General features: G+C 33.2%; 17 protein-coding genes and 1 rRNA gene. 13 read left to right on the top strand and 5 right to left on the bottom strand.

The features are described 5' to 3' along the window. Positions 1-778: 778 nt before the first annotated feature. The 9 genes from AC8GF4_RS06325 to AC8GF4_RS06285 all read left to right on the top strand — a co-directional run bounded on the left by AC8GF4_RS06325 (position 779) and on the right by AC8GF4_RS06285 (position 12207). Positions 779-1465 (top strand): ABC transporter ATP-binding protein, encoded by a 687-nt coding sequence (locus AC8GF4_RS06325; protein ID WP_506593406.1) that lies wholly within the window; start codon positions 779-781, stop codon positions 1463-1465. Positions 1466-1573: 108 nt separating this feature from the next. Further along, positions 1574-2143 carry a cob(I)yrinic acid a,c-diamide adenosyltransferase gene (locus AC8GF4_RS06320; protein WP_506593405.1) on the top strand — a complete coding sequence of 190 codons (570 nt, stop codon included), beginning with the start codon at positions 1574-1576 and terminating at the stop codon, positions 2141-2143. 191 nt (positions 2144-2334) lie between these two features. Next, the gene (locus tag AC8GF4_RS06315; protein ID WP_007138072.1) at positions 2335-2556 is read left to right on the top strand and encodes a DUF2795 domain-containing protein; all 222 of its coding nucleotides are present in this window, start codon (positions 2335-2337) and stop codon (positions 2554-2556) included. 85 nt (positions 2557-2641) lie between these two features. Continuing rightward, a complete protein-coding gene (secA, locus tag AC8GF4_RS06310) occupies positions 2642-5992 on the top strand; it encodes a preprotein translocase subunit SecA (protein ID WP_506593404.1) in 3351 nt (1116 codons plus the stop codon). Between the two features lie 133 nt (positions 5993-6125). Beyond that, positions 6126-6482, top strand: coding sequence for a hypothetical protein (locus AC8GF4_RS06305; protein WP_506593403.1), 357 nt, complete (start codon positions 6126-6128; stop codon positions 6480-6482). A 95-nt stretch (positions 6483-6577) separates the two neighbouring features. Next, a complete protein-coding gene (locus tag AC8GF4_RS06300; RefSeq protein WP_506593402.1) occupies positions 6578-8740 on the top strand; it encodes a TonB-dependent receptor in 2163 nt (720 codons plus the stop codon). 122 nt (positions 8741-8862) lie between these two features. Beyond that, positions 8863-10467 (top strand): PepSY-associated TM helix domain-containing protein, encoded by a 1605-nt coding sequence (locus AC8GF4_RS06295; protein WP_506593401.1) that lies wholly within the window; start codon positions 8863-8865, stop codon positions 10465-10467. A gap of 92 nt (positions 10468-10559) precedes the next feature. Continuing rightward, on the top strand, positions 10560-10922 hold the full coding sequence (locus AC8GF4_RS06290) for a DHCW motif cupin fold protein (RefSeq protein ID WP_506593400.1): 363 nt from the start codon (positions 10560-10562) through the stop codon (positions 10920-10922). Beyond that, on the top strand, positions 10915-12207 hold the full coding sequence (locus tag AC8GF4_RS06285; RefSeq protein ID WP_506593399.1) for a DUF389 domain-containing protein: 1293 nt from the start codon (positions 10915-10917) through the stop codon (positions 12205-12207). Before AC8GF4_RS06290 ends, AC8GF4_RS06285 begins: the two co-directional genes overlap by 8 nt. 279 nt (positions 12208-12486) lie before the next feature. Here AC8GF4_RS06285 and AC8GF4_RS06280 read toward each other — a convergent pair whose 3' ends face one another. Beyond that, on the bottom strand, positions 12487-13950 hold the full coding sequence (locus AC8GF4_RS06280) for an aminoacyl-histidine dipeptidase (protein ID WP_506593398.1): 1464 nt from the start codon (positions 13948-13950) through the stop codon (positions 12487-12489). Between the two features lie 148 nt (positions 13951-14098). On the opposite strand from AC8GF4_RS06280, the gene AC8GF4_RS06275 reads away from it, so the two are divergent. From AC8GF4_RS06275 to AC8GF4_RS06265, 3 genes are all read left to right on the top strand, one after another. Beyond that, the gene (locus tag AC8GF4_RS06275; protein ID WP_506593397.1) at positions 14099-15160 is read left to right on the top strand and encodes a DUF3810 domain-containing protein; all 1062 of its coding nucleotides are present in this window, start codon (positions 14099-14101) and stop codon (positions 15158-15160) included. A 257-nt stretch (positions 15161-15417) separates the two neighbouring features. Beyond that, positions 15418-15921, top strand: coding sequence for an RNA polymerase sigma factor (locus AC8GF4_RS06270; RefSeq protein ID WP_506593396.1), 504 nt, complete (start codon positions 15418-15420; stop codon positions 15919-15921). Beyond that, the gene (locus AC8GF4_RS06265; RefSeq protein ID WP_506593395.1) at positions 15918-16571 is read left to right on the top strand and encodes a DUF8845 family protein; all 654 of its coding nucleotides are present in this window, start codon (positions 15918-15920) and stop codon (positions 16569-16571) included. Before AC8GF4_RS06270 ends, AC8GF4_RS06265 begins: the two co-directional genes overlap by 4 nt. Positions 16572-16600: 29 nt before the next feature. Here the strand turns inward: AC8GF4_RS06265 and AC8GF4_RS06260 are convergent, their stop codons facing one another. Together AC8GF4_RS06260 and AC8GF4_RS06255 are read right to left on the bottom strand one after the other, a co-directional pair. After that, entirely contained in the window at positions 16601-17410 is an 810-nt protein-coding gene (locus AC8GF4_RS06260) for a lysophospholipid acyltransferase family protein (RefSeq protein ID WP_506593394.1), read from the bottom strand. A gap of 261 nt (positions 17411-17671) precedes the next feature. Beyond that, positions 17672-18319, bottom strand: coding sequence for an NUDIX hydrolase (locus AC8GF4_RS06255; protein ID WP_506593393.1), 648 nt, complete (start codon positions 18317-18319; stop codon positions 17672-17674). A gap of 89 nt (positions 18320-18408) precedes the next feature. Between AC8GF4_RS06255 and AC8GF4_RS06250 the strand changes: the two genes are divergently transcribed. Further along, entirely contained in the window at positions 18409-18846 is a 438-nt protein-coding gene (locus AC8GF4_RS06250; RefSeq protein WP_506593392.1) for a DUF4268 domain-containing protein, read from the top strand. Between the two features lie 133 nt (positions 18847-18979). Here AC8GF4_RS06250 and AC8GF4_RS06245 read toward each other — a convergent pair whose 3' ends face one another. Further along, positions 18980-19930 carry an NAD(P)H-dependent flavin oxidoreductase gene (locus AC8GF4_RS06245; protein WP_506593391.1) on the bottom strand — a complete coding sequence of 317 codons (951 nt, stop codon included), beginning with the start codon at positions 19928-19930 and terminating at the stop codon, positions 18980-18982. A gap of 146 nt (positions 19931-20076) precedes the next feature. Then, positions 20077-20186, bottom strand: a 5S ribosomal RNA gene (rrf, locus tag AC8GF4_RS06240). Positions 20187-20289: the final 103 nt, after the last annotated feature.

Below are 20289 nucleotides of genomic sequence, written 5' to 3'. Positions count from 1 at the left end.
TGATACTAGTCAAAATTTGAATTTATCTATTTAATTCGCAGACACTTAAATTGAAGCCAAATCTCATAACTTTTATCTATTCAGTAGTTATAAAGTTGCTAAGGCTATAATTTGCAAAGATTTTAGTAGGCATTTTAGAACTTAAATAATAAAATCAAATAACCCGTTGGGTGAAATTCAAATAAAATAAAAATTTAACCACATAGAATCATAGATTAATGCTAAATAGGCAAAAGAATAAATAGAAATAGTACTATTTCACACATAGAATAGCTATGTGAATAGTAAAACGTCTATTTTTTTCTTTTAAAAACTATAAATTCTATGTTTCTATGTGGTGAAAAATAATTTCACCCAACGGGTTCAAATAGTAATTTACATGATTTTAGAAAAAGACTGAAAACCTTTCTTCGGGTGCCCGAAAAATTGCACTGTTTCAAAATATGAGACACAGATTACACAAATTTTCATAGATTAATCAGTGTAAATCTGTGAAATTTGTATAATCTGTGCCCAACAAAGTCAAAAAATCAATATTTAAAAATAGTTGCTCCTAATTTTTAAAAAAATGCATTTTGTCGTGCACCCCCTTTCTTCTTAAACTTAGAATCTTAGCAACTAAGTGTCTTAGTTACTTAACAGAGTACGGAATGGTTACTAAACTTTTAATACATCCATTAATATGTAACAAAAATCAAATCCAATCTACTTATATGTAATTCGAAAGTCTTTTGTACTTTTAAAATTTTAAATCAAAAATCTACAATCTAAAAATCTGATGGAAAACCCACTTATAAAAATTACCAATATCAAACGAGACTTTGTACTTGGAAACGAAATTGTATATGTATTAAAAGGTATTGATTTAGAAATTAATAAAGGGGAATATGTTGCCCTAATGGGACCATCTGGATCAGGAAAATCTACATTAATGAATTTATTAGGTTGTTTGGACACACCAACTTCTGGAACTTATATTTTAAATGGGAAAAATGTAAGCCACATGAAAGACGATGAACTTGCCGAAATTAGAAACAAAGAAATTGGTTTTGTTTTTCAAACCTTTAACCTTCTTCCAAGAACTACAGCTCTTGATAATGTAGCCTTACCCATGATTTATGCAGGTTATTCAAAAAACGAGAGAAATACACGAGCTACCGAAGTATTAAACCAAGTTAATCTAGGTGACAGAATGGATCACCAACCCAATCAACTTTCAGGAGGTCAACGCCAACGTGTTGCCATTGCTAGAGCATTGGTAAACAAACCTTCTATCATACTTGCTGATGAACCCACAGGAAACTTGGATAGCAAAACTTCATTGGAAATTATGAAACTTTTTGGAGATATTCACGCCAATGGGAATACAGTTATATTGGTAACTCACGAAGAAGAAATTGCTGCTTATGCTCATCGTGTAATTCGTTTAAGAGACGGTGTTATTGAAAGTGACACAATAAAATAAGTTTGAGGTTAGAAGTTTGAGGTTAGAAATATTCTGATCTAGTAAAACTCCAACCTCAAACTTCTAATCACTAACATCTAATCTCTAACATCTAATCTTTAACTTAAAATGAAAGTATATACAAAAACTGGAGATGGAGGAACTACAGCTCTTTTTGGAGGAACTCGTGTACCAAAAGACCATGCACGAATCGAAAGTTACGGAACGGTAGATGAATTGAATTCCTACATCGGATTAATCCGTGACCAAGAAATTAATTCTCATTACAAAGAAATTCTAATCGAAATTCAAGATCGTTTGTTTACTGTTGGAGCCATTCTTGCCACTCCTCCAGAAAAAGAAGTGATGAAAAACGGAGAACTCCGCTTAAAAAATCTTGGAATAGTCGAATCTGATATTGAATTATTAGAAAACGAAATTGATACTATGGAAGAATTGCTTCCCCCAATGACACATTTTGTTTTGCCTGGAGGACATCAAACTGTGTCATATTGTCATATAGCAAGATGCGTTTGTCGCCGTGCAGAGCGTTTAGCAGTGCATTTAAGCCATAATGAACCAGTTGCCGAAATAGCCATTAAATACTTAAACCGACTTTCTGACTATCTTTTTGTATTGGCACGAAAGTTGTCTCTTGATTTAAAGGCTGATGAAGTAAAATGGATACCGAGGAAGTAGCATTTTAAATTGTAGATTAACGATATTAGATTTAAGATTTAAAAATCAATATTATACAATCATAAATCGTTAATCAATAATCAGAAATCAGCTATAATTGAGACGTTCTTAAATTTTTTAAAAAATAAATGGTTTTTTACTTGTCTTTTTCAGTAAAAAATTTATTTTTGCACAAAACTAAATCGACAAATATGTATTGGACATTAGAATTAGCATCATATTTAAGCGATGCACCGTGGCCTGCTAACAAAGACGAACTTATTGACTACGCTATTAGAGCAGGAGCTCCATTAGAAGTAGTAGAAAACCTTCAATCTATTGAGGACGAAGGCGAGATATATGAATCAATGGAAGAAATTTGGCCAGATTATCCAACCGACGAAGATTATCTTTGGAATGAGGATGAATATTAAAAAGTAAACCAAGAAAAAGTCTCAAAAGAGGCTTTTTTTTTGTTTAAATTTACACAGTTATATTAAATAGAAATAAAAATAAATCATGAGTTTCATAAACAGTATTATCAAAGTCTTTGTTGGAGATAAATCTCAAAAAGATGTCAAAGCATTGCAACCGTATTTAAATAAAATTAAAACTTTTGAAATCCCTTTGCAAGCCTTATCACATGATGAATTAAGAGCAAGAACTGTTTTTTTTAAAGAAAAAATAAAACAAGCTCGTGCCGAAAAAGATGCTAAAATAGCTGCTTTACAAGTAGAAGTAGAAAACATTGAAGACATTGACAAAAGAGAAGATATTTACATTGCTATAGATGCTTTGGAAAAAGAAGCTTACGATATCTCTGAAAAAACATTGATGGAAATTCTTCCAGAAGCTTTCTCAGTGGTAAAAGAAACCGCAAGACGTTTTAAAGACAATTCTCAAATTACAGTAACTGCTACTGCAAAAGACAGAGAATTATCCGCAACCAAAAGCTACATCACCTTAGAGGGAGACAATTCAATCTGGGCAAACACTTGGAATGCTGCAGGAAAAGAAATCACTTGGGATATGATCCACTATGATGTTCAATTGATTGGCGGAATGGTATTACACGAAGGAAAAGTAGCTGAAATGCAAACTGGAGAAGGTAAAACATTGGTAGCTACTTTGCCATTATACTTAAATGCTTTGACTGGAAATGGAGTGCATTTGGTAACCGTAAATGATTACTTGGCCAAACGTGATAGTACTTGGAAAGCCCCTTTATTCGAATTTCATGGATTGACTGTAGATTGTATTGACAACCACCAACCTAATTCTGAAGGAAGAAAAAAAGCATACGATTCTGATATTACATACGGAACAAATAATGAATTTGGCTTTGATTACCTAAGAGATAACATGGCACATTCGCCAGAAGATTTGGTTCAAAGAAAACACAATTACGCTATTGTCGATGAGGTCGATTCGGTTTTAATTGACGATGCAAGAACACCACTTATCATTTCAGGACCAGTTCCTCAAGGAGACCGTCATGAGTTCATGGAAATGAAACCAAAAATTGAAAACCTTGTCAGTTTGCAACGTCAATTGGCCAATGGTTTTCTTTCAGAAGCAAAAAAGTTAATCAAAGAAGGAAACACAAAAGACGGAGGTTTCTTGTTACTAAGAGCTTACAGAAGTTTACCAAAAAACAAAGCACTTATTAAGTTTTTGAGTGAAGAAGGAATCAAACAATTGCTTCAAAAAACCGAGAACTCTTATATGCAAGACAACAATCGCGAAATGCCAAAAGTGGATGAAGCATTGTATTTTGTTATAGAAGAAAAAAACAATCAAGTAGAATTAACAGATAACGGTATAAAATTCCTTTCTGGAGACACGGATGCTGACTTTTTCGTGTTACCAGATATTGGAACTGAAATTGCAGCTATCGAAAAGAAAAAATTAGACAAAGATGCTGAAGCCGAAGAGAAAGAAAAATTATTTCAAGATTTTGGTATAAAAAGTGAGCGTATCCATACATTGACACAACTTTTAAAAGCCTATTCTCTATTTGAAAAAGATGTCGAATATGTAATCATGGATAATAAAATCATGATTGTAGATGAACAAACGGGACGTATCATGGATGGTCGCCGTTATTCTGACGGTTTGCACCAAGCTATTGAGGCTAAAGAAAACGTAAAAATCGAAGCAGCTACTCAAACATTTGCAACGGTTACTTTGCAAAACTATTTCCGAATGTACAACAAATTGGGAGGTATGACAGGAACAGCTGTTACTGAAGCTGGCGAGTTATGGCAAATCTACAAACTGGACGTTGTTGAGATTCCTACCAACAGAGGAATGGCAAGACATGATAAAGAAGATTATATCTACAAAACAACTCGAGAAAAGTTTAATGCTGTAATCGAAGATGTAACACAATTATCAAATGCTGGAAGACCCGTTCTTATTGGAACAACTTCAGTAGAGATTTCAGAATTATTGAGCCGAATGTTGAAAATGCGTGGTGTAACTCACAATGTATTGAATGCAAAAATGCACAAACAAGAAGCCCAAATTGTTGAAGAAGCAGGAAAAGCAGGGGTTGTTACTATTGCAACAAACATGGCTGGTCGTGGTACGGATATTAAATTATCTCCAGAAGTGAAGGCTGCAGGAGGTTTGGCAATTGTAGGTACAGAACGTCATGACTCTCGTCGTGTTGACCGTCAGTTACGCGGTCGTGCAGGACGTCAAGGAGATCCTGGAAGTTCTCAATTTTACGTATCTCTTGAAGACAATTTAATGCGTTTGTTTGGCTCCGAAAGAGTAGCCAAGGTAATGGACAGAATGGGCTTGCAAGAAGGAGAAGTGATTCAGCATTCTATGATGACCAAATCGATCGAGCGTGCTCAGAAAAAAGTAGAAGAAAACAATTTTGGTGTTCGTAAACGTTTATTAGAATATGATGACGTAATGAACGCGCAACGTGAAGTAGTTTACAAACGTCGTCGTCACGCCTTGTTTGGTGAGCGTCTAAAATTAGACATTGCCAATATGCTTTATGACACTTGCGAACTGATAGTTGATGATAATAAAGCAAGAAATAGTTTCAAAGATTTTGAATTTGATATTATTCGTTATTTCTCTTTTACTTCACCAGTGTCTCAAGACGAATTCTCTAAACTAACTGAAATAGAAATTACTGCAAAACTTTACAAAGCTACGCTAGAATTTTATACTCAAAAAACAGAAAGAAGCGCTAGAGAGGCATTCCCAATTATAAAAAACGTTTACGAAGACAGAAACAATCAATTTGAACGTATTGTAGTTCCGTTTACAGATGGAATAAAATCGTTTAACGTCGTTACTGATTTGAAAAAAGCGTATGAAACAGAGGGAGCTCAACTAGTTGCTGATTTTGAGAAAAACATCACATTATCTATCGTTGATGAAGCTTGGAAAAAACATTTACGTAAGATGGATGAGTTGAAACAATCGGTTCAATTGGCCGTACACGAGCAAAAAGATCCATTACTTATTTATAAATTAGAGGCTTTTAATTTATTTAGAGGAATGCTAGATAATGTAAACAAGGAAGTGATATCTTTCTTATTTAAAGGAGACTTACCTGCTCAACAAAACCAACAAATTCAAGAAGCAAAAGAAATTCGTCAGAAAGAAGATTATAAATTGAGCAAAGACGAAGTTTTAAATTCTGATGAATTAGCAGAACGTAATCAAGAAGCTGGACAAACGCAACAAAGACAAGTAACAGAAACTATCGTTCGCGACCAACCAAAGATAAACCGTAACGATACAGTAACCATTCAAAATGTTGCCAACGGACAAACACAAGAAATGAAGTTCAAAAAAGCCGAAAGCTTAATCGCTAGTGGTACTTGGGTTTTGGTTTCTTAATTAAAAATAGAATTGATTTGAATCCCCAATTACGAAAGTAGTTGGGGGTTTTTTATTAAAAGGATATAACTGTCTTAAAATAAATACTATTTTTGCGGTCAAATAAAAAAATCTGAAACAATTTTTCGTCATATTGCTATCTTCCATATTATTACTTCCTTCTTTTGGAAATATAATTATTTATGCCAAATTTAAAATCAATCAAGACGAAATTGCCAAAACCATTTGTGTACAAAGAGAAATAGCCAACAACACTTGTAATGGTAATTGTGAACTTAAGAAAAGCTTAAAGAAATTTGATGATAATGAAAAACAAATGCAAAACAACCTCAAAGAAAAATTGGAGTTAGTTTACATTCCAAATACTTTAGAAACGAACTTTTCAATTGTAACATCAATTTCTTCTACTCCAACAAAATATTTTTCTTTTGATAAAAAACCAATCTCGGTTGTCTTATCAAACTTTCGACCACCCACCTATTTTATATAAATTCTAATTTAACTTTTCAAACTTTTTTGAAATGTCTTTCATTGGCTTAAGGTCAATGAAACAATTGTTATTACCCAAAATTTATATAAATCAAAATGAAGGAAATACTATTCACCCTATTAGTATTGGGTCAAATTTCTATTGCACAAAATAAAACTGAAAAAGATAGTACAAAAACAGAAGAACTTGAAAATGTCTTCGTTACTGCCAATCGTTCTGCTACATTACGAAAAGAAACACCAGCTGCAGTTAGTAAATTAACAGCCAAAACCATAAACGAAACCAAGGCGGTAGCTGCTTATGAAATCATCAACAAAACACCTGGAGTACTGATGGTAAACCTTGGTAACGAACAACACATGATGTCTATTCGTCAACCCATGACAACCAATGCTTATTATTTGTACCTTGAAGATGGCCTGCCTATTCGCCCAATGGGAATTTTTAACCACAATGCTTTATTAGAAATTAATCAATTCAATCTTCAAAGTATAGAAGTAATAAAAGGTCCTGCTTCCTCTTTATATGGATCAGAAGCAGTTGGAGGAACAGTTAATTTAATTTCAATTCATCCTCCAGTTACCCCCGAATTCAAGTTTGGAATACAAGCAGACCAATGGGGTTACAAACGAGTTCAAGCTGCAGGCGGTGCTATTGTGGGCAAAGTCGGTTTCAATATTGCAGGAATCTCCAGCTTACAGGAAAACGGTTGGATGACCTATTCTGATTATAAAAAAGACAATATAAACTTTAGATTTGATTACAATATCACCAACAAAACTCGTTTAATCAGTAATACCATGTGGGGCAAGTACAATTCGGACATGAGCGGAAGTGTTAATGAAGCTGCTTTTTACGATAGAACTTATAAAAGCACCACCGATTTTACCTATCGAAAATCAGATGCTCTAAGAACCAGATTGACTTTGCAGCACGACTGGAATGATAATGCCAATAGTTATTTAACCGTTTATCATAGAGACAATAAATTAGGACAAAATCCATCCTACGGAATTAAATGGAGTCCTACTGTAAAACCCACTACCGCAAAAGGAGAAGTAAACTCTAATAATTTCAAAAGTTATGGTGCAATCGGGCAACACACCCAAAAATTTAGTTTTTTAAACACTAAAATTGTTGCTGGAGCACTTTATGATTATTCTCCTGTAACTTATTGGGCGTATTTACTAGAAATGAAAGCCAATCTTAACCCAGGAACCTCAGGGAAGCAAACGGTTAATTATTATGAGATTACAGCCGAACGTCCCGATGTAAAATTATCAGACTACACCGCTGACATTTTTAACACCGCAGGTTATGCACAAGTGAGTATAAACCCAATTGAAAAATTGGTAGTAACTGCTGGTGCCCGTTATGATAATTTGAAAGTAGATTACAATAATGCGCTAGACAATTCTACCGGTACAAAAATATATGACAAACCTACTTTCAAAGCGGGTGCCAACTACAATCCTGTTTCATTTACTGGAATTTACGGAAATTATTCCCAAGGGTTTGCACCTCCCGGAATTACATCTATTTTTAGAGCCAAACCCGGAACTGGAGGAACAACCGGTAAGCCAGCAGAATTCTATTACAACCTGGAACCAGCAACTTTCGATAATTACGAAGTTGGAGGCTGGTTATCATTTCTAGGAGGCAAATTGAACTTTGACTACGCTGTTTATTATATGGAAGGAAAAAATGAATTATTAAGCGTTCGCCTCCCAGACAACTCAACCGACTATCGTTCAGTTGGGAAAACCAGACATAAAGGAATTGAATTTGGTGGAAACTACAAATTGCTATCCAATCAATTAAACATTCGATTTGGCTGTACAGTTGCGGAGCACACTTTTATAGATTTTAAAGTATCCGATAATCCTGCAGATGTTTTGAAAAATCTGGATGGAAAAGAAATGCCCGCAGCACCAAGATGGTCCGGAAATTCTGAAATTAGTTATTATCCAAATTGGTTACCAAAATTTAGAACTTCGGTAGAATGGCAATCCGTCGGTAATTATTATCAAGATCAAATCAACTCTGTCAAATATGCAGGCTATGATATTTTTAATTTTAGAGCTGGTTATGAATGGAAAGGCATTGAAATTTATGGAAACATAATCAATATGACCGACAAATTGTATGCCTATAATGTATCAAGAGCAAACACAGCAAGCTCTCAACCTATTTATACCGCAGCAGCACCAAAAACATTTTTGATTGGTTTGCAATATCATTTTTCGCTTAAAAAATAAGAATTAGGAGCTAATCCCGTCATCCGCTGTATTCCCGATTAACAAAAACTACGGCAAAAAAAGCCTTGTTTTTCTAAATCGGGAGATGCCGCTCCTACCGGGGCTAAAAAAATAAAAAAACAATGAACAATACACCAAAAGAAGAGAAAATTTCAAAAAAGAAAGATTCCAAACTAGTCAAAAAATTGAAGCAAAAAATGTACAAATGGCACCGTACAATAGGAATCATTACACTAATTCCAGTTATTTTCTGGACATTATCTGGATTAATGCATCCTTTTATGGCGCATTTTTTCAAACCAGAAATAGCCAACGAACGCCTTGAAGTAAAACCAATTGATAAAACCCAATTGGCGCTCTCCATTCAAGAAGTTTTAGAACAAAACAAGATAACCGAATTCAAGAATTTCAGAATCGTTTCATTTCACAAGTCAACCTTTTATCAAGTAAAAACGGTAAAAGACGAATTGATCTATTTTAATACTTTAGACGCAAAAAAACTGGAAAATGGAGACCAAAAATATGCAAATTGGCTATCCCGTTATTTCCTTGATGACCAAAAAAGCGTTATTGTCAAAACTGATATCATAACCGAATTTACAGCTCAATACAAATACGTAAACCGCTATTTGCCTGTTTACAAAACCACATTCGATCGTCCTGACGGAATGGAAGTTTATGTAGAAACATCCTCAAGCAAATTGTCCACTTACAACCCGAAATCAAGACAAGCCTTCATCTGGTTTTTTGATACTTTCCATAATTGGGCTTTTATAGATTGGATTAGCAACAACAGCATTCGTATTGTTGTTATGTTTTTGTTTCTTTCCATCATCTTTTTTTCTGCCATTAGTGGAATCGCAATTTATGGACTGTTCTGGAAACAATTCAAAAAAACCGATAGCTTAACCCCTAAAAAAGGATTGCGAAAATACCACCGTCAAATCGGAATTTGGGTTTCATTGTTCACTTTGACATTTGCTTTTAGTGGAGCTTATCATGCAACAACCAAATGGAATCCATACACTTTGGACAAAATGGTGTATGAACCCATTTTTGAATCAAAAGACATCCAAAACCCTATCAATGATATCGCTGTCGACTGGAAACGAGTTGAAAATATAAGTCTAATTACATTAAATGACAGCATTTATTATAGATGTCAATTGGCATTGGCCAAAAATAAAAATTACAAAAAACCAAAAATGGATTCAAAATCCAAATGGGATAAAAAAGAAAATCCAAAATCCGAAATTGTTTATATCAATACAGCAACAAATAAAGTCGCTCCAAACCTTGATTTAGATTACGCCAAATTTTTGGCTTACTTTTTTAGTGATACTGGTTCAAAAGCGGCTTGTTGTGAAATGGAAGATGGCACAACTGAAAAGACAAGTTTGGAGAACACCCCTTTATTGGAAACAAAAGTTTTAACCGACTTTGAAAGTCGAGAATATGGTTTTGTCAATAAACGATTGCCCGTAATAAAATTAGCTTATGACACGCCAGAAAAAACAACCTATTTTATAGAAACAGTCACATCTAGATTAGCAGCTATCACTCAAAATTCAGATAAAGTGGAAGGGTATTCTTTTGCCATATTTCATAAATTTTTGTTTATGGATTGGGCTGGAAAAAACATCCGCGATTTGACAATGGTTTTAGCCGCATTAACTGTTTTAATTGTTAGTGTACTTGGTTTAATTTTATTTTTAAAGAAAAAGTAATATCAAATTCAGTTTTAGAGATTAATCCCCAATTATAACTAGTTGGGGATTTTTTTATTCCTTAAATTTACTATCCATAAAAAGAAAATAAAATGTACACTATTCCTTTTCAGACTATCGATTGGACCAAAGTAGAAACTACAGAACACAAAGGAACCACAGGAACAGCCTATTGGCAAACCGTTGTTTTAGATCGACTCCGAATTCGAAAAGTAGTGTATTCTGAAAACTATAGTGCAGATCATTGGTGCCAAAAAGGACATATCGTTCATTGTTTGGAAGGTGAATTTAACAGTGAATTAGAAAATGGAGAAATCTTCAAACTCGCCCAAGGAATGACCTACATCGTTTCAGATGAATTGAGTTCGCATCGTTCTGTAACTGTAATTCAGACCATTTTATTAATTATTGATGGTGATTTTTTAAAACCAAATAAAAACAACGGTAATGAATAAAATAATAAATAAATTTTTAAATTTCATTGATCTTCAAAAAGGAGAAGAAGACCAAAATAAAGTGTTAGAAAACATTATCAGCAATATCTCATTCCGAGGTTCCAATTTATGGATTTTGGCTTGTGCCATTGTTATTGCTTCGGTAGGACTGAATGTTAATTCTACAGCCGTAATTATTGGAGCTATGTTGATCTCTCCATTGATGGGACCTATTGTTGGAGCTGGTTTCGGACTCGGCATGTATGATTTTGAATTGGTCAAAAAGTCCATAAAAAACCTTGCAATAGCAACAATTGTTAGCTTAACGGTTTCAACACTATATTTTTATATCAGCCCGTTCAAAGAAGTCCAATCAGAACTTTTAGCGCGAACTTCTCCTAATATTTATGACGTTTTGATCGCTTTTTTTGGCGGATTGGTTGGTGTAATTGCCGTTACGAGAGTCGAAAAAGGAAATCCCATTCCTGGTGTTGCTATTGCCACAGCTTTGATGCCTCCTTTGTGTACAGCTGGTTATGGATTGGCGACTGGAAATTATTTGTTTTTTGGAGGTGCTTTGTATTTGTATACCATCAATTGTGTTTTTATCTGCATTGCCACTTTTATCATAGTGAAATTTTTAAATTACCCAATTGTTAAACAAATCGATTTAAAAAATCAAAAGCAAGTAAGACAAGGCATTACAGCGCTTCTAATAATTATGATCATTCCAAGTGTTTATTTTGCCTATCGTTTATTTGACGAAAAAAAATATACGCAGCAAACTGAAGACTTTATCGAAAACGAATTTCCTCAAAAAGACTTTACCCTCATTTATAAAAGAACCGATTATAATAACAACCCAAAAATTTTGGAATTGGCTTTTTTGACAAAAAAATTCAATTCAACGGAAATTAAATCTCTAAATCAAAAATTAAAAGAGTATGATTTATTGAATACAAAACTATTGATTAAACAAGATACTTTTGATCTAAAAAATGATATCCTTAACACCATAAATGACTATAAAAAAACAGGTGATAACAAAGACGAATTGATTCAAAGATTACAAAAAAAGATAACTGATTTTCAAGTCAATAATATCAAAGTGAGCAATGAAGTCCTAATTCTATTTCCCGAAATTAAACCCATCGCAGTTACTCAATATACTAATAAAGAAAAAACCATTCCAGTGTTATTATACAAAAGTGAAACCGAATTAAATTTGGAAACTAAAAAAAAGTTGGTGGTTTGGCTAAAGCAAAGATTAGAAAAAGATAGTGTAGAGGTGTATCGAAACCAATAATACAAAGCTTCAAAATTTGAAAAAATCAAATATTTTATTTACATTTACTAGAAATAAATTATAAACAAACAACTAAAAACATACTATCATGGCAAAAAGTCAAGACGCTAAGAAAACCGAAAAAAAAGAACCTCTTAAAACCGCAAAAGAAAAAAAGGAAGAAAAGAGAGAAAAGAAAAATAATCCGAAAAGGGATTAAAAAGGAGTGTTCAGTATTCAGTTTTTTAGTGGTAAGTAAACTAACTGAATACTAAAAAACTGATCACTGAACACTTTCTTTTATTTAACTGGAATATTGGATAAAATCTCCAATACAAATTTCCAATATTTTTGTGCAGAAGAAATACTTGCTCTTTCATCTGGTGAATGTGCTCCATGGATCGTTGGTCCAAAAGAAATCATATCCATTTCTGGATAATTTGTTCCTAGAATTCCACATTCTAAACCAGCATGACAAGCCGCAACATTTGGTTTTTCGCCATTTTGTTTTTCATAAATAGAAACCAAAACATCTAATATTTCAGACTTAGGATTTGGTGACCAACCAGGATAAGAACCAGAGAATTCCACTTCGCAGCCCATTAATTCAAATGCAGAACGCAGCGCATTAGCCATATCAAATTTGGATGATTCTACCGAAGAACGGGTCAAACATTGTACCGAAAGTTTCCCCTCACCTACCACTACTTTAGCAATATTGTTGGAAGTTTCCACTAGATTATCAAAATCGGCACTCATTCTATAAACGCCGTTGTGCGCTGTATACATTGAGCGTACAAAATAGAACTGAGCAATAGATGGCATTACCACTGCTGGAACAGTATCCAATTTTTCGAAAATCACTTCAAGATTTGGTTCCGTAGTTTGAAACTCTGCTTTTATTTCGTTTACAATTTGTTGCATATCGAATACAAAAGCTTCATCATAGACAGCTGCAATGATAACTTTTGCTGTACTTTCGCGCGGAATTGCATTGCGAAGACTTCCTCCGTTGATTTCAGAAATTTGCAATCCAAAATTATCAAAACCATCAAATAATAAACGGTTCATAATTTTGTTGGCATTCCCTAACCCTTTATGGATATCCATACCAGAATGCCCTCCGTTTAGTCCTTTTACCTTAATAGAATAGGCAGCAGATCCTTCAGGAGTTTCCTCTTCATCGTATTCGGCAGTGGCAGTAACATCAATTCCGCCGGCACATCCAATACCAATTTCATTATCTTCTTCAGTGTCCAGATTCAATAAAATATCTCCTCGAAGAATTCCACCTTGTAGATTCAAAGCACCAGTCATTCCAGTTTCTTCATCTATAGTAAACAAAGCTTCAATAGCAGGATGCGGAATGTCTTTGCTCTCTAAAATTGCCATAATTGTAGCAACTCCAAGACCGTTATCAGCACCAAGCGTAGTTCCATTGGCACGAACCCAATCCCCGTCTACATACATATCGATTCCTTGAGTGTCAAAATCAAAAACAGTATCCGAATTTTTTTGATGTACCATATCCAAATGCCCTTGCAAAACAAGCGCTTTTCTGTTTTCCATACCTGCAGTGGCTGGTTTACGGATAATTACATTTCGGATGTCATCTTCAAAAGTTTCCAGTCCCAAACTGTTACCGAAGTCTTTCATAAATTCAATTACACGTTCTTCTTTTTTGGAAGGACGAGGTACCGCATTCAAATCGGCAAATTTGTTCCAAAGTGCTTTAGGTTCTAGATTTCTTATCTCTTGACTCATTCTGTTGTATAATTTTTAATTAAAAAGGGTTAAAGTAATAAAACCTCAAAGTTACAAACTACTAAAGCTAGTTTTATAAAAGTTTTAATTTATTTTAAAATAAATAATCCCTCAAAATTTGTTTCTTTACATACCCAATTTATAAAAAATGAAGCGCAGTTACATTCTTCCCATATTCTTATTGATTCAAATCATAATCTTAAAAATCATTCGGTATTTCCCTGAATCTGTGGAACGTTATTACAGCAATGGAGTTTACGTTTATCTTTCAAAATTTTTGAGAATTATTTTAGGTAAAATTCCTTTCTCTATAGGTGACTGTTTGTATTTTATTTTAATTCTTTTACTTATAAAATGGTTTTGGACCAAAAGAAAATCTTGGAAGTTAGATTGGAAAAACAATCTTCTGACTATTTTGAGTGCTTTATCAGTGTTTTATTTCTTCTTTCATATTCTCTGGGCATTGAATTATTACCGCGAACCCTTGTTTGAAAAAATGGCGATCGAAAGAGATTATTCCGATGAAGATTTATTGACTTTTACCAAAAAATTAATTGCAAAAACGAATGCGATTCAAAGTCAAATTACAAAAAATGACAGCTTGAAAGTAGTATTTCCCTATTCACAAAACCAAGTTTTTGAAATGAATCAAAATGGATATAAAAACCTGTATCGAGAATATGATTTCTTTATCTATTCACATTTGAGTATCAAGAAATCTCTTTTTAGTTTGCCTTTGACTTACATGGGTTTTGGCGGGTATTTGAATCCGTTTACCAATGAAGCTCAGGTGAATTATTTGGGTCCTATGTACAGTTTTCCGATGACTACAAATCATGAAATGGCGCATCAGATGGGCTATGCGAGTGAGAGCGAATGCAATTTTATCGGTTTTCTTTCATCTGTAAAAAATGATAATTTGTATTTTCAATATTCGGGTTATAGTATGGCTTTGCGCTATTGTTTGGGGAATTGGCAAGTACGAAATGAAGAGACATTGAAGCAATTGCTCAAAACCGTTCATCCTGGTATTTTGAAAAACTATCAGGAGAGCGAGGATTTTTGGGAACAATACCAAACCCCAATTGAAACAGGTTTTCATGCTTTTTATGACCGTTTTCTAAAAATTAACCAGCAAAAAGATGGGATGGACAGTTACAGTAAGTTTGTGAATTTGATGGTGAATTATTATAAAGCAAGGCCGTTATGAGTTATCAGTTGTCTGTTTTCTGTTTTGGATAGTTCTTCTGAAAAACTAAATTTCTGAAATAGCCCCGATGGGAACGGCATCCTTTTTTTTACACCTGACAGGTTTTCAAAACCTGTCAGGTGTAAAAAAAAGATATAGTGTACAGCGGGAGTGATGCTGTTGTGAACGACTGATTTCTGCTCCTGATTATTTTAATTATTTTAATAAAAAAAGTGTTGTTTTGTAACAAAAACTACAACAATCGTACTAACTGAAATATGAGTGAGAATTTAGAACCTTCTTTTGTCAAGCAACTTCAAGAAAACCAGAATATAATCCACAAGATTTGTCGATTGTATACTTCTGGTGAGGACGCACATAAGGATTTGTTTCAGGAAATCACGATTCAGTTGTGGAAAGCTTTTCCCAAATTCAGAGGAGATAGTAAATTTTCAACTTGGGCTTATCGAGTCGCTTTGAATACGGCAATTACTTTGTATCGAAAAAGTAAGCGCAGCATTGCTACGGTTGAGTACGAAGGGAGGCAACATTTTACGCATGACATAGAATATAATTATGAGGAAGAAGAGCAGTTGAAATTGATGTACAAAGCAGTTTACCAGCTGAATGATATTGAAAAAGCGTTAGTATTTATGTATTTGGAAGACAAGGATTATACCGAAATATCGGAAACTTTAGGAATTAGCGAAGTGAATGCAAGGGTAAAAATGAATCGAATTAAGGGAAAATTAAAAAAAATATTAAATCCATTAGGCGTATGAAAGAGTTGGATTTATTAAAAAAAGACTGGAAAAAGAACTCTGATTCTTTTGAGCAGGTATCAGAAAATGAAATTTATAAAATGATTCATAAAAGATCGTCTTCTATAGTGAAGTGGATCTTTATAGTCAGTGTTTTAGAACTTGGATTGGGGCTAATCTTGGGATTGCTGATTTCCTTTACAAAATATGATGAGAAAAATATAGAACTTATTAAGAGCTTCGGAATTTACGGGTATTATATTGCTACATCTGTATTTTTGTATGCTGTTATCTTTTTCTTTATCTACAAGTTTTATTCAATGTATCGAAAAATAGCTGTAGATGATAGCACCAAGCAATTATTGTCAACTATTTTAAAAACAAGAACTGTTGTAAAACAATATATTGCTTTTAACTTAACCTCTTTCGCAGTACTATTTATAATTTTTGGAGGCTATATGTTTTATGAAGGCTATATACAAGGTGCCGCAAAAAATGGCGCTATTCATCCCCAAATGCCTATGAATATTGCTTTAATATCGATGGTCGTTTTAATTCTGGCAACAGCTTTTTTAACTTTTGCTTTTTGGTTGGTCTATAAACTAATTTATGGTATATTACTAAAACGCTTGCAGAACAACTATGAAGAATTAAAGAAAATTGATTTATAAAACAAAAGAGGCTTACGCCTCTTTTTTATTTAATATTCCCAACTTCTTTTCTTGTTTAATTCTTCTTGTTCCAGTAATTCTTCTGCTGGAATTACTTTAAGGAAAGAAGAATGCTGTTCTATTGCATATTCAACCTTCTCAACAATTTCCTCTATAGTGTCATTATCATAATCAATATCCAAAGGTTCTTTTATAATGAAGGATTGTAGAATTCCTTTCTTCTTCATTCGCAAACCTTTCTTGCAAAATGAACGCCTAAAACCATCAATTACTATAGGTACAACAATTGGCCTGTGCTGTTTTATAATATGTGCCGTTCCTTTACGAACAGGTTTGAATGATTTGGTAGTTCCTTGAGGAAACGTAATAACCCAACCATCTTCCAATGCAATTTTAATATTCTCAGTATCATTTGGATTTACATCCTTTTTCTCTTTCACATCTTCTCCTTTGGCCCTCCATGTTCTCTCAACTGTAATAGCACCCGCATAAGCCATGATTTTAGGCAGTAAACCAGCATTCATTGTTTCTTTAGCTGCTACATAATACATGTTCAATTTTGGGTTCCACATATACCACACATTCTTAATAGAATCTTCACGACCGCTTAAACTAGCATTAAAAACATGAAACATTGCTGTTACATCTGCAAAATAGGTTTGATGATTGGAAATAAAAAGTACGTTTGTATTCGGTAGTTTTTTGATAATTTCTGAACCTTCAATTTGTAATTCATTAAAACCACGATAACGCCTGTGGCTAATAAATCCGAAAATACGAATTAACCATTTTTTTATAAATAATATGTGTCCAAAAGGATTTCGCTTAAATAATCCCATAAGATTGTTGTTTTTTTTATTTGGGATTGCAAAGTTACATATTTAAATTTAGAAATTTTAAAACAAGAGACAGAATAGTCTAAAACTTATAGTTAAATCTATGTCATAAATAAATATATTTAGATAAATTTTATTTTTTTTCGACTAATTATAGTTAATTTTATAACTATTCTAAAATTGAGATAATTCAGATTTAAAGAAATAAGAAAAAATATACAGTTAAGAAAATTATCAACAATAATGAAAAATGGTATTAATTGTTCATTTTGAAGCCAAAACGCATTTCAAAACTTCTTTTAATTCGCTTAGCATCATAGCAGTTGCCCCCCATACTATATGACCTTCTATTTTGAAAGCTGGTACTTCAACAGAAGACGCATATGAAGTTGCTATTTTAGACTGAACAATAATTGAATTACTCATAAAATCTGACAATGGCAATTCTATAATACCAGCAACTTCTTTTTGATCTGGATGAAAAGAAATTTCTTCCCTACTAACGCCTAAAAAAGGATAAACCATAAAATTACTAGGAGGAATATACAACTGTGTAAACGCTTTTAAAACCTTAATTTTATTAGGATGAACACCAATCTCTTCATGTGTTTCCCTTAATGCAGTTTGTTCAAAATTAAGATCTTCTTGCTCATATTTCCCGCCTGGAAAAGCAATTTGAGCAGAATGTACTCCTTTATATGAATTACGGACAATTAAAACCAAATGTGTCATTCCTTCTTTTGGATAAAACAACATCATTACAGCCGCCGTTTTAGGATTGATTCGATTCATATTGATGGATTTTATTTTTTCTAAACGCTCTTTTGGCACCATAATGTTATGTGCTTCTTCCCCTGGAAGAATTACATCATTAAAATGCGGAACAATTTGTAAAAAGTCTTGAAAATCCATAATCAAAAGTTATTTTTGCAAACAATATTATCATAAATATAGTTTAGAAAAAAGCATCAAACAAGTTTTCAATACAAAAATCAAAAAGTATGTACAGTAAAGAAGAAAATCAAAAACTAAAACACGAATTTTGGGTTGAATTTGCGCAAAAATACCCAAGAAAATGGATGTTATATGACACTAAAATTAAAGATTTTTCTTTTAAATTTTATGTCGAAAATACCAAAGCACAAGTGCATATTGACATTGAAATACGAAACAAGGAATTAAGAATGCAGTATTTTGACAAATTAGTTGCACTTAAAAATATTATAGAAGACGAATTTATAAAAGATTTGGTCTATGAAAGAAATCATACACTGGAAAACGGAAAAACAATCAGTCGAATTTGGGTCGAAAAAGAAAATGTAAGCGTTAGTAATCGAAAATATTGGAATGAAATATTTGATTTCTTTTTTGAAAAAATGAATGCTTTAGAACTGTTTTATTATGAATATGATGGTTTTATTAAGGATATTGAAATTTAAAAATACTATTAGAAAATAACAATTGCTTAAAATGAAGAGTATTTCCACCATTCTCTTTAAAAAAAAAAACACTCCCGAAACAGCGGGAGTGAGATTAAAATTGAAAACAAATTTATATATCTTTATTGTAAAATTATAATGTAAGTTTCTTAACTATATTGGCGACAGAAGTAATTTCAGTAGAATTCTCAATTGTAGGACCTGCAACCCATACCGTTTTATAGGTTACTTGTGTTGCTGCTTTAGTAACAGCATTCGATCCCATCATATAACGAATCATTTTTACCCACTTTTTGAGTGATTTATTTTTGTTTAATGTCTTTTCCAACCAAGTTTGATTTGTACCTACTTTTTGTACATAAGGAGTATTGATTACTGTACAAGGTGTACCCGATATTTTCTCAGTCAAAACAATATCTTTTGCACCGTAATCTACACAAGCTTGTTTATACTCCTGTGAAACACTAGATTCAAAAGAAGCAATAAAAGGGCTTCCCACAGAAACACCAATTGCGCCATAACCCAACATAGTCTCTAATTCTATCTTAGTGCCAACACCACCAGCAGAAATTACAGGCAAAGATGTATTTGAATTTAATTCTTTAATTAGTTCTTCTGGAGAAAGCAGTCCTCTATGTCCGCCTGCTTGATTGTTTACTGCAATTAGTGCATCCGCACCTAAACTTTCTACTTTTTTTGCAAAGGCCAAATCTGTAACATCGCAAAAAACTTTAATACCCACTTTATGGGCTGCATTAATAGTCTCTTCTGGCGAACCTAAAGAAGTAATTATAAAATCAACTTTTTCTTCACACAAAACTGCTAGTTGATCCTTGTATTTTATATTAGATTTATTAACTATCAAATTATAACCAAAACTTCCTCCTTCAACCTTGGCTTCCCTGAGCTCAATTATAGAAGCACGCAAATCTTCAAGAGTTCGATAATTAAGAGCTGGAATACAACCGGCTACACCAGCTTTCATACCTTCAATCACCATTTTTGTATTTGAAACTAGAAACATTGGAGCCATTATTAATGGCTTTTTGATCTGCAAAAGAGATGTTAACGTTGGTTTAGACATTTAATTAAAGTTTTAATTGATACAAATATAACATATTATACTATGCACGCCTAGTAATTCTAAAACAAAAAAGAAGGGATTCGTTTGTAGCTATAATTTATTTTTATAACAAAAAACCCCTCATCAATAGATGAAGGGTTTAAAAAGAAAGGCGACGACATACTCTCCCACATAACTGCAGTACCATCTGCGCAGGCGGGCTTAACTACTCTGTTCGGGATGGGAAGAGGTGAGCCCCGCCGCAATAACCACCTTAAGGTCGTATTGCAATGGGTAATTGACTTTTGTCAATTAACATTACATAATATCTTAACATACTGAGATAAAGAATATAAAAAGCCTTGACTTGCTTTGAGCAA

Origin of the sequence: Flavobacterium rarum (SeqCode), from assembly GCF_965234445.1 — a bacterium.
In the GTDB taxonomy this organism is placed as follows: Bacteria; Bacteroidota; Bacteroidia; order Flavobacteriales; family Flavobacteriaceae; genus Flavobacterium; species Flavobacterium rarum.
Note: the sequence above shows the minus strand (reverse complement) of the source record. Positions and strands in the feature narration are given on the sequence as shown.

What these genes read in the sequence shown, in the direction of transcription:
- AC8GF4_RS06325 (WP_506593406.1), top strand. Translation starts at nt 779, where the DNA reads ATGGAAAACCCACTTATAAAAATTACCAATATCAAACGAGACTTTGTA.
- AC8GF4_RS06285 (WP_506593399.1), top strand. Translation starts at nt 10,915, where the DNA reads ATGAATAAAATAATAAATAAATTTTTAAATTTCATTGATCTTCAAAAA.
- AC8GF4_RS06270 (WP_506593396.1), top strand. Translation starts at nt 15,418, where the DNA reads ATGAGTGAGAATTTAGAACCTTCTTTTGTCAAGCAACTTCAAGAAAAC.
- AC8GF4_RS06320 (WP_506593405.1), top strand. Translation starts at nt 1,574, where the DNA reads ATGAAAGTATATACAAAAACTGGAGATGGAGGAACTACAGCTCTTTTT.
- AC8GF4_RS06265 (WP_506593395.1), top strand. Translation starts at nt 15,918, where the DNA reads ATGAAAGAGTTGGATTTATTAAAAAAAGACTGGAAAAAGAACTCTGAT.
- AC8GF4_RS06250 (WP_506593392.1), top strand. Translation starts at nt 18,409, where the DNA reads ATGTACAGTAAAGAAGAAAATCAAAAACTAAAACACGAATTTTGGGTT.
- AC8GF4_RS06300 (WP_506593402.1), top strand. Translation starts at nt 6,578, where the DNA reads ATGAAGGAAATACTATTCACCCTATTAGTATTGGGTCAAATTTCTATT.
- AC8GF4_RS06245 (WP_506593391.1), bottom strand. Translation starts at nt 19,930, where the DNA reads ATGTCTAAACCAACGTTAACATCTCTTTTGCAGATCAAAAAGCCATTA.
- AC8GF4_RS06295 (WP_506593401.1), top strand. Translation starts at nt 8,863, where the DNA reads ATGAACAATACACCAAAAGAAGAGAAAATTTCAAAAAAGAAAGATTCC.
- secA (WP_506593404.1), top strand. Translation starts at nt 2,642, where the DNA reads ATGAGTTTCATAAACAGTATTATCAAAGTCTTTGTTGGAGATAAATCT.
- AC8GF4_RS06290 (WP_506593400.1), top strand. Translation starts at nt 10,560, where the DNA reads ATGTACACTATTCCTTTTCAGACTATCGATTGGACCAAAGTAGAAACT.
- AC8GF4_RS06280 (WP_506593398.1), bottom strand. Translation starts at nt 13,950, where the DNA reads ATGAGTCAAGAGATAAGAAATCTAGAACCTAAAGCACTTTGGAACAAA.
- AC8GF4_RS06255 (WP_506593393.1), bottom strand. Translation starts at nt 18,319, where the DNA reads ATGGATTTTCAAGACTTTTTACAAATTGTTCCGCATTTTAATGATGTA.
- AC8GF4_RS06260 (WP_506593394.1), bottom strand. Translation starts at nt 17,410, where the DNA reads ATGGGATTATTTAAGCGAAATCCTTTTGGACACATATTATTTATAAAA.
- AC8GF4_RS06315 (WP_007138072.1), top strand. Translation starts at nt 2,335, where the DNA reads ATGTATTGGACATTAGAATTAGCATCATATTTAAGCGATGCACCGTGG.
- AC8GF4_RS06275 (WP_506593397.1), top strand. Translation starts at nt 14,099, where the DNA reads ATGAAGCGCAGTTACATTCTTCCCATATTCTTATTGATTCAAATCATA.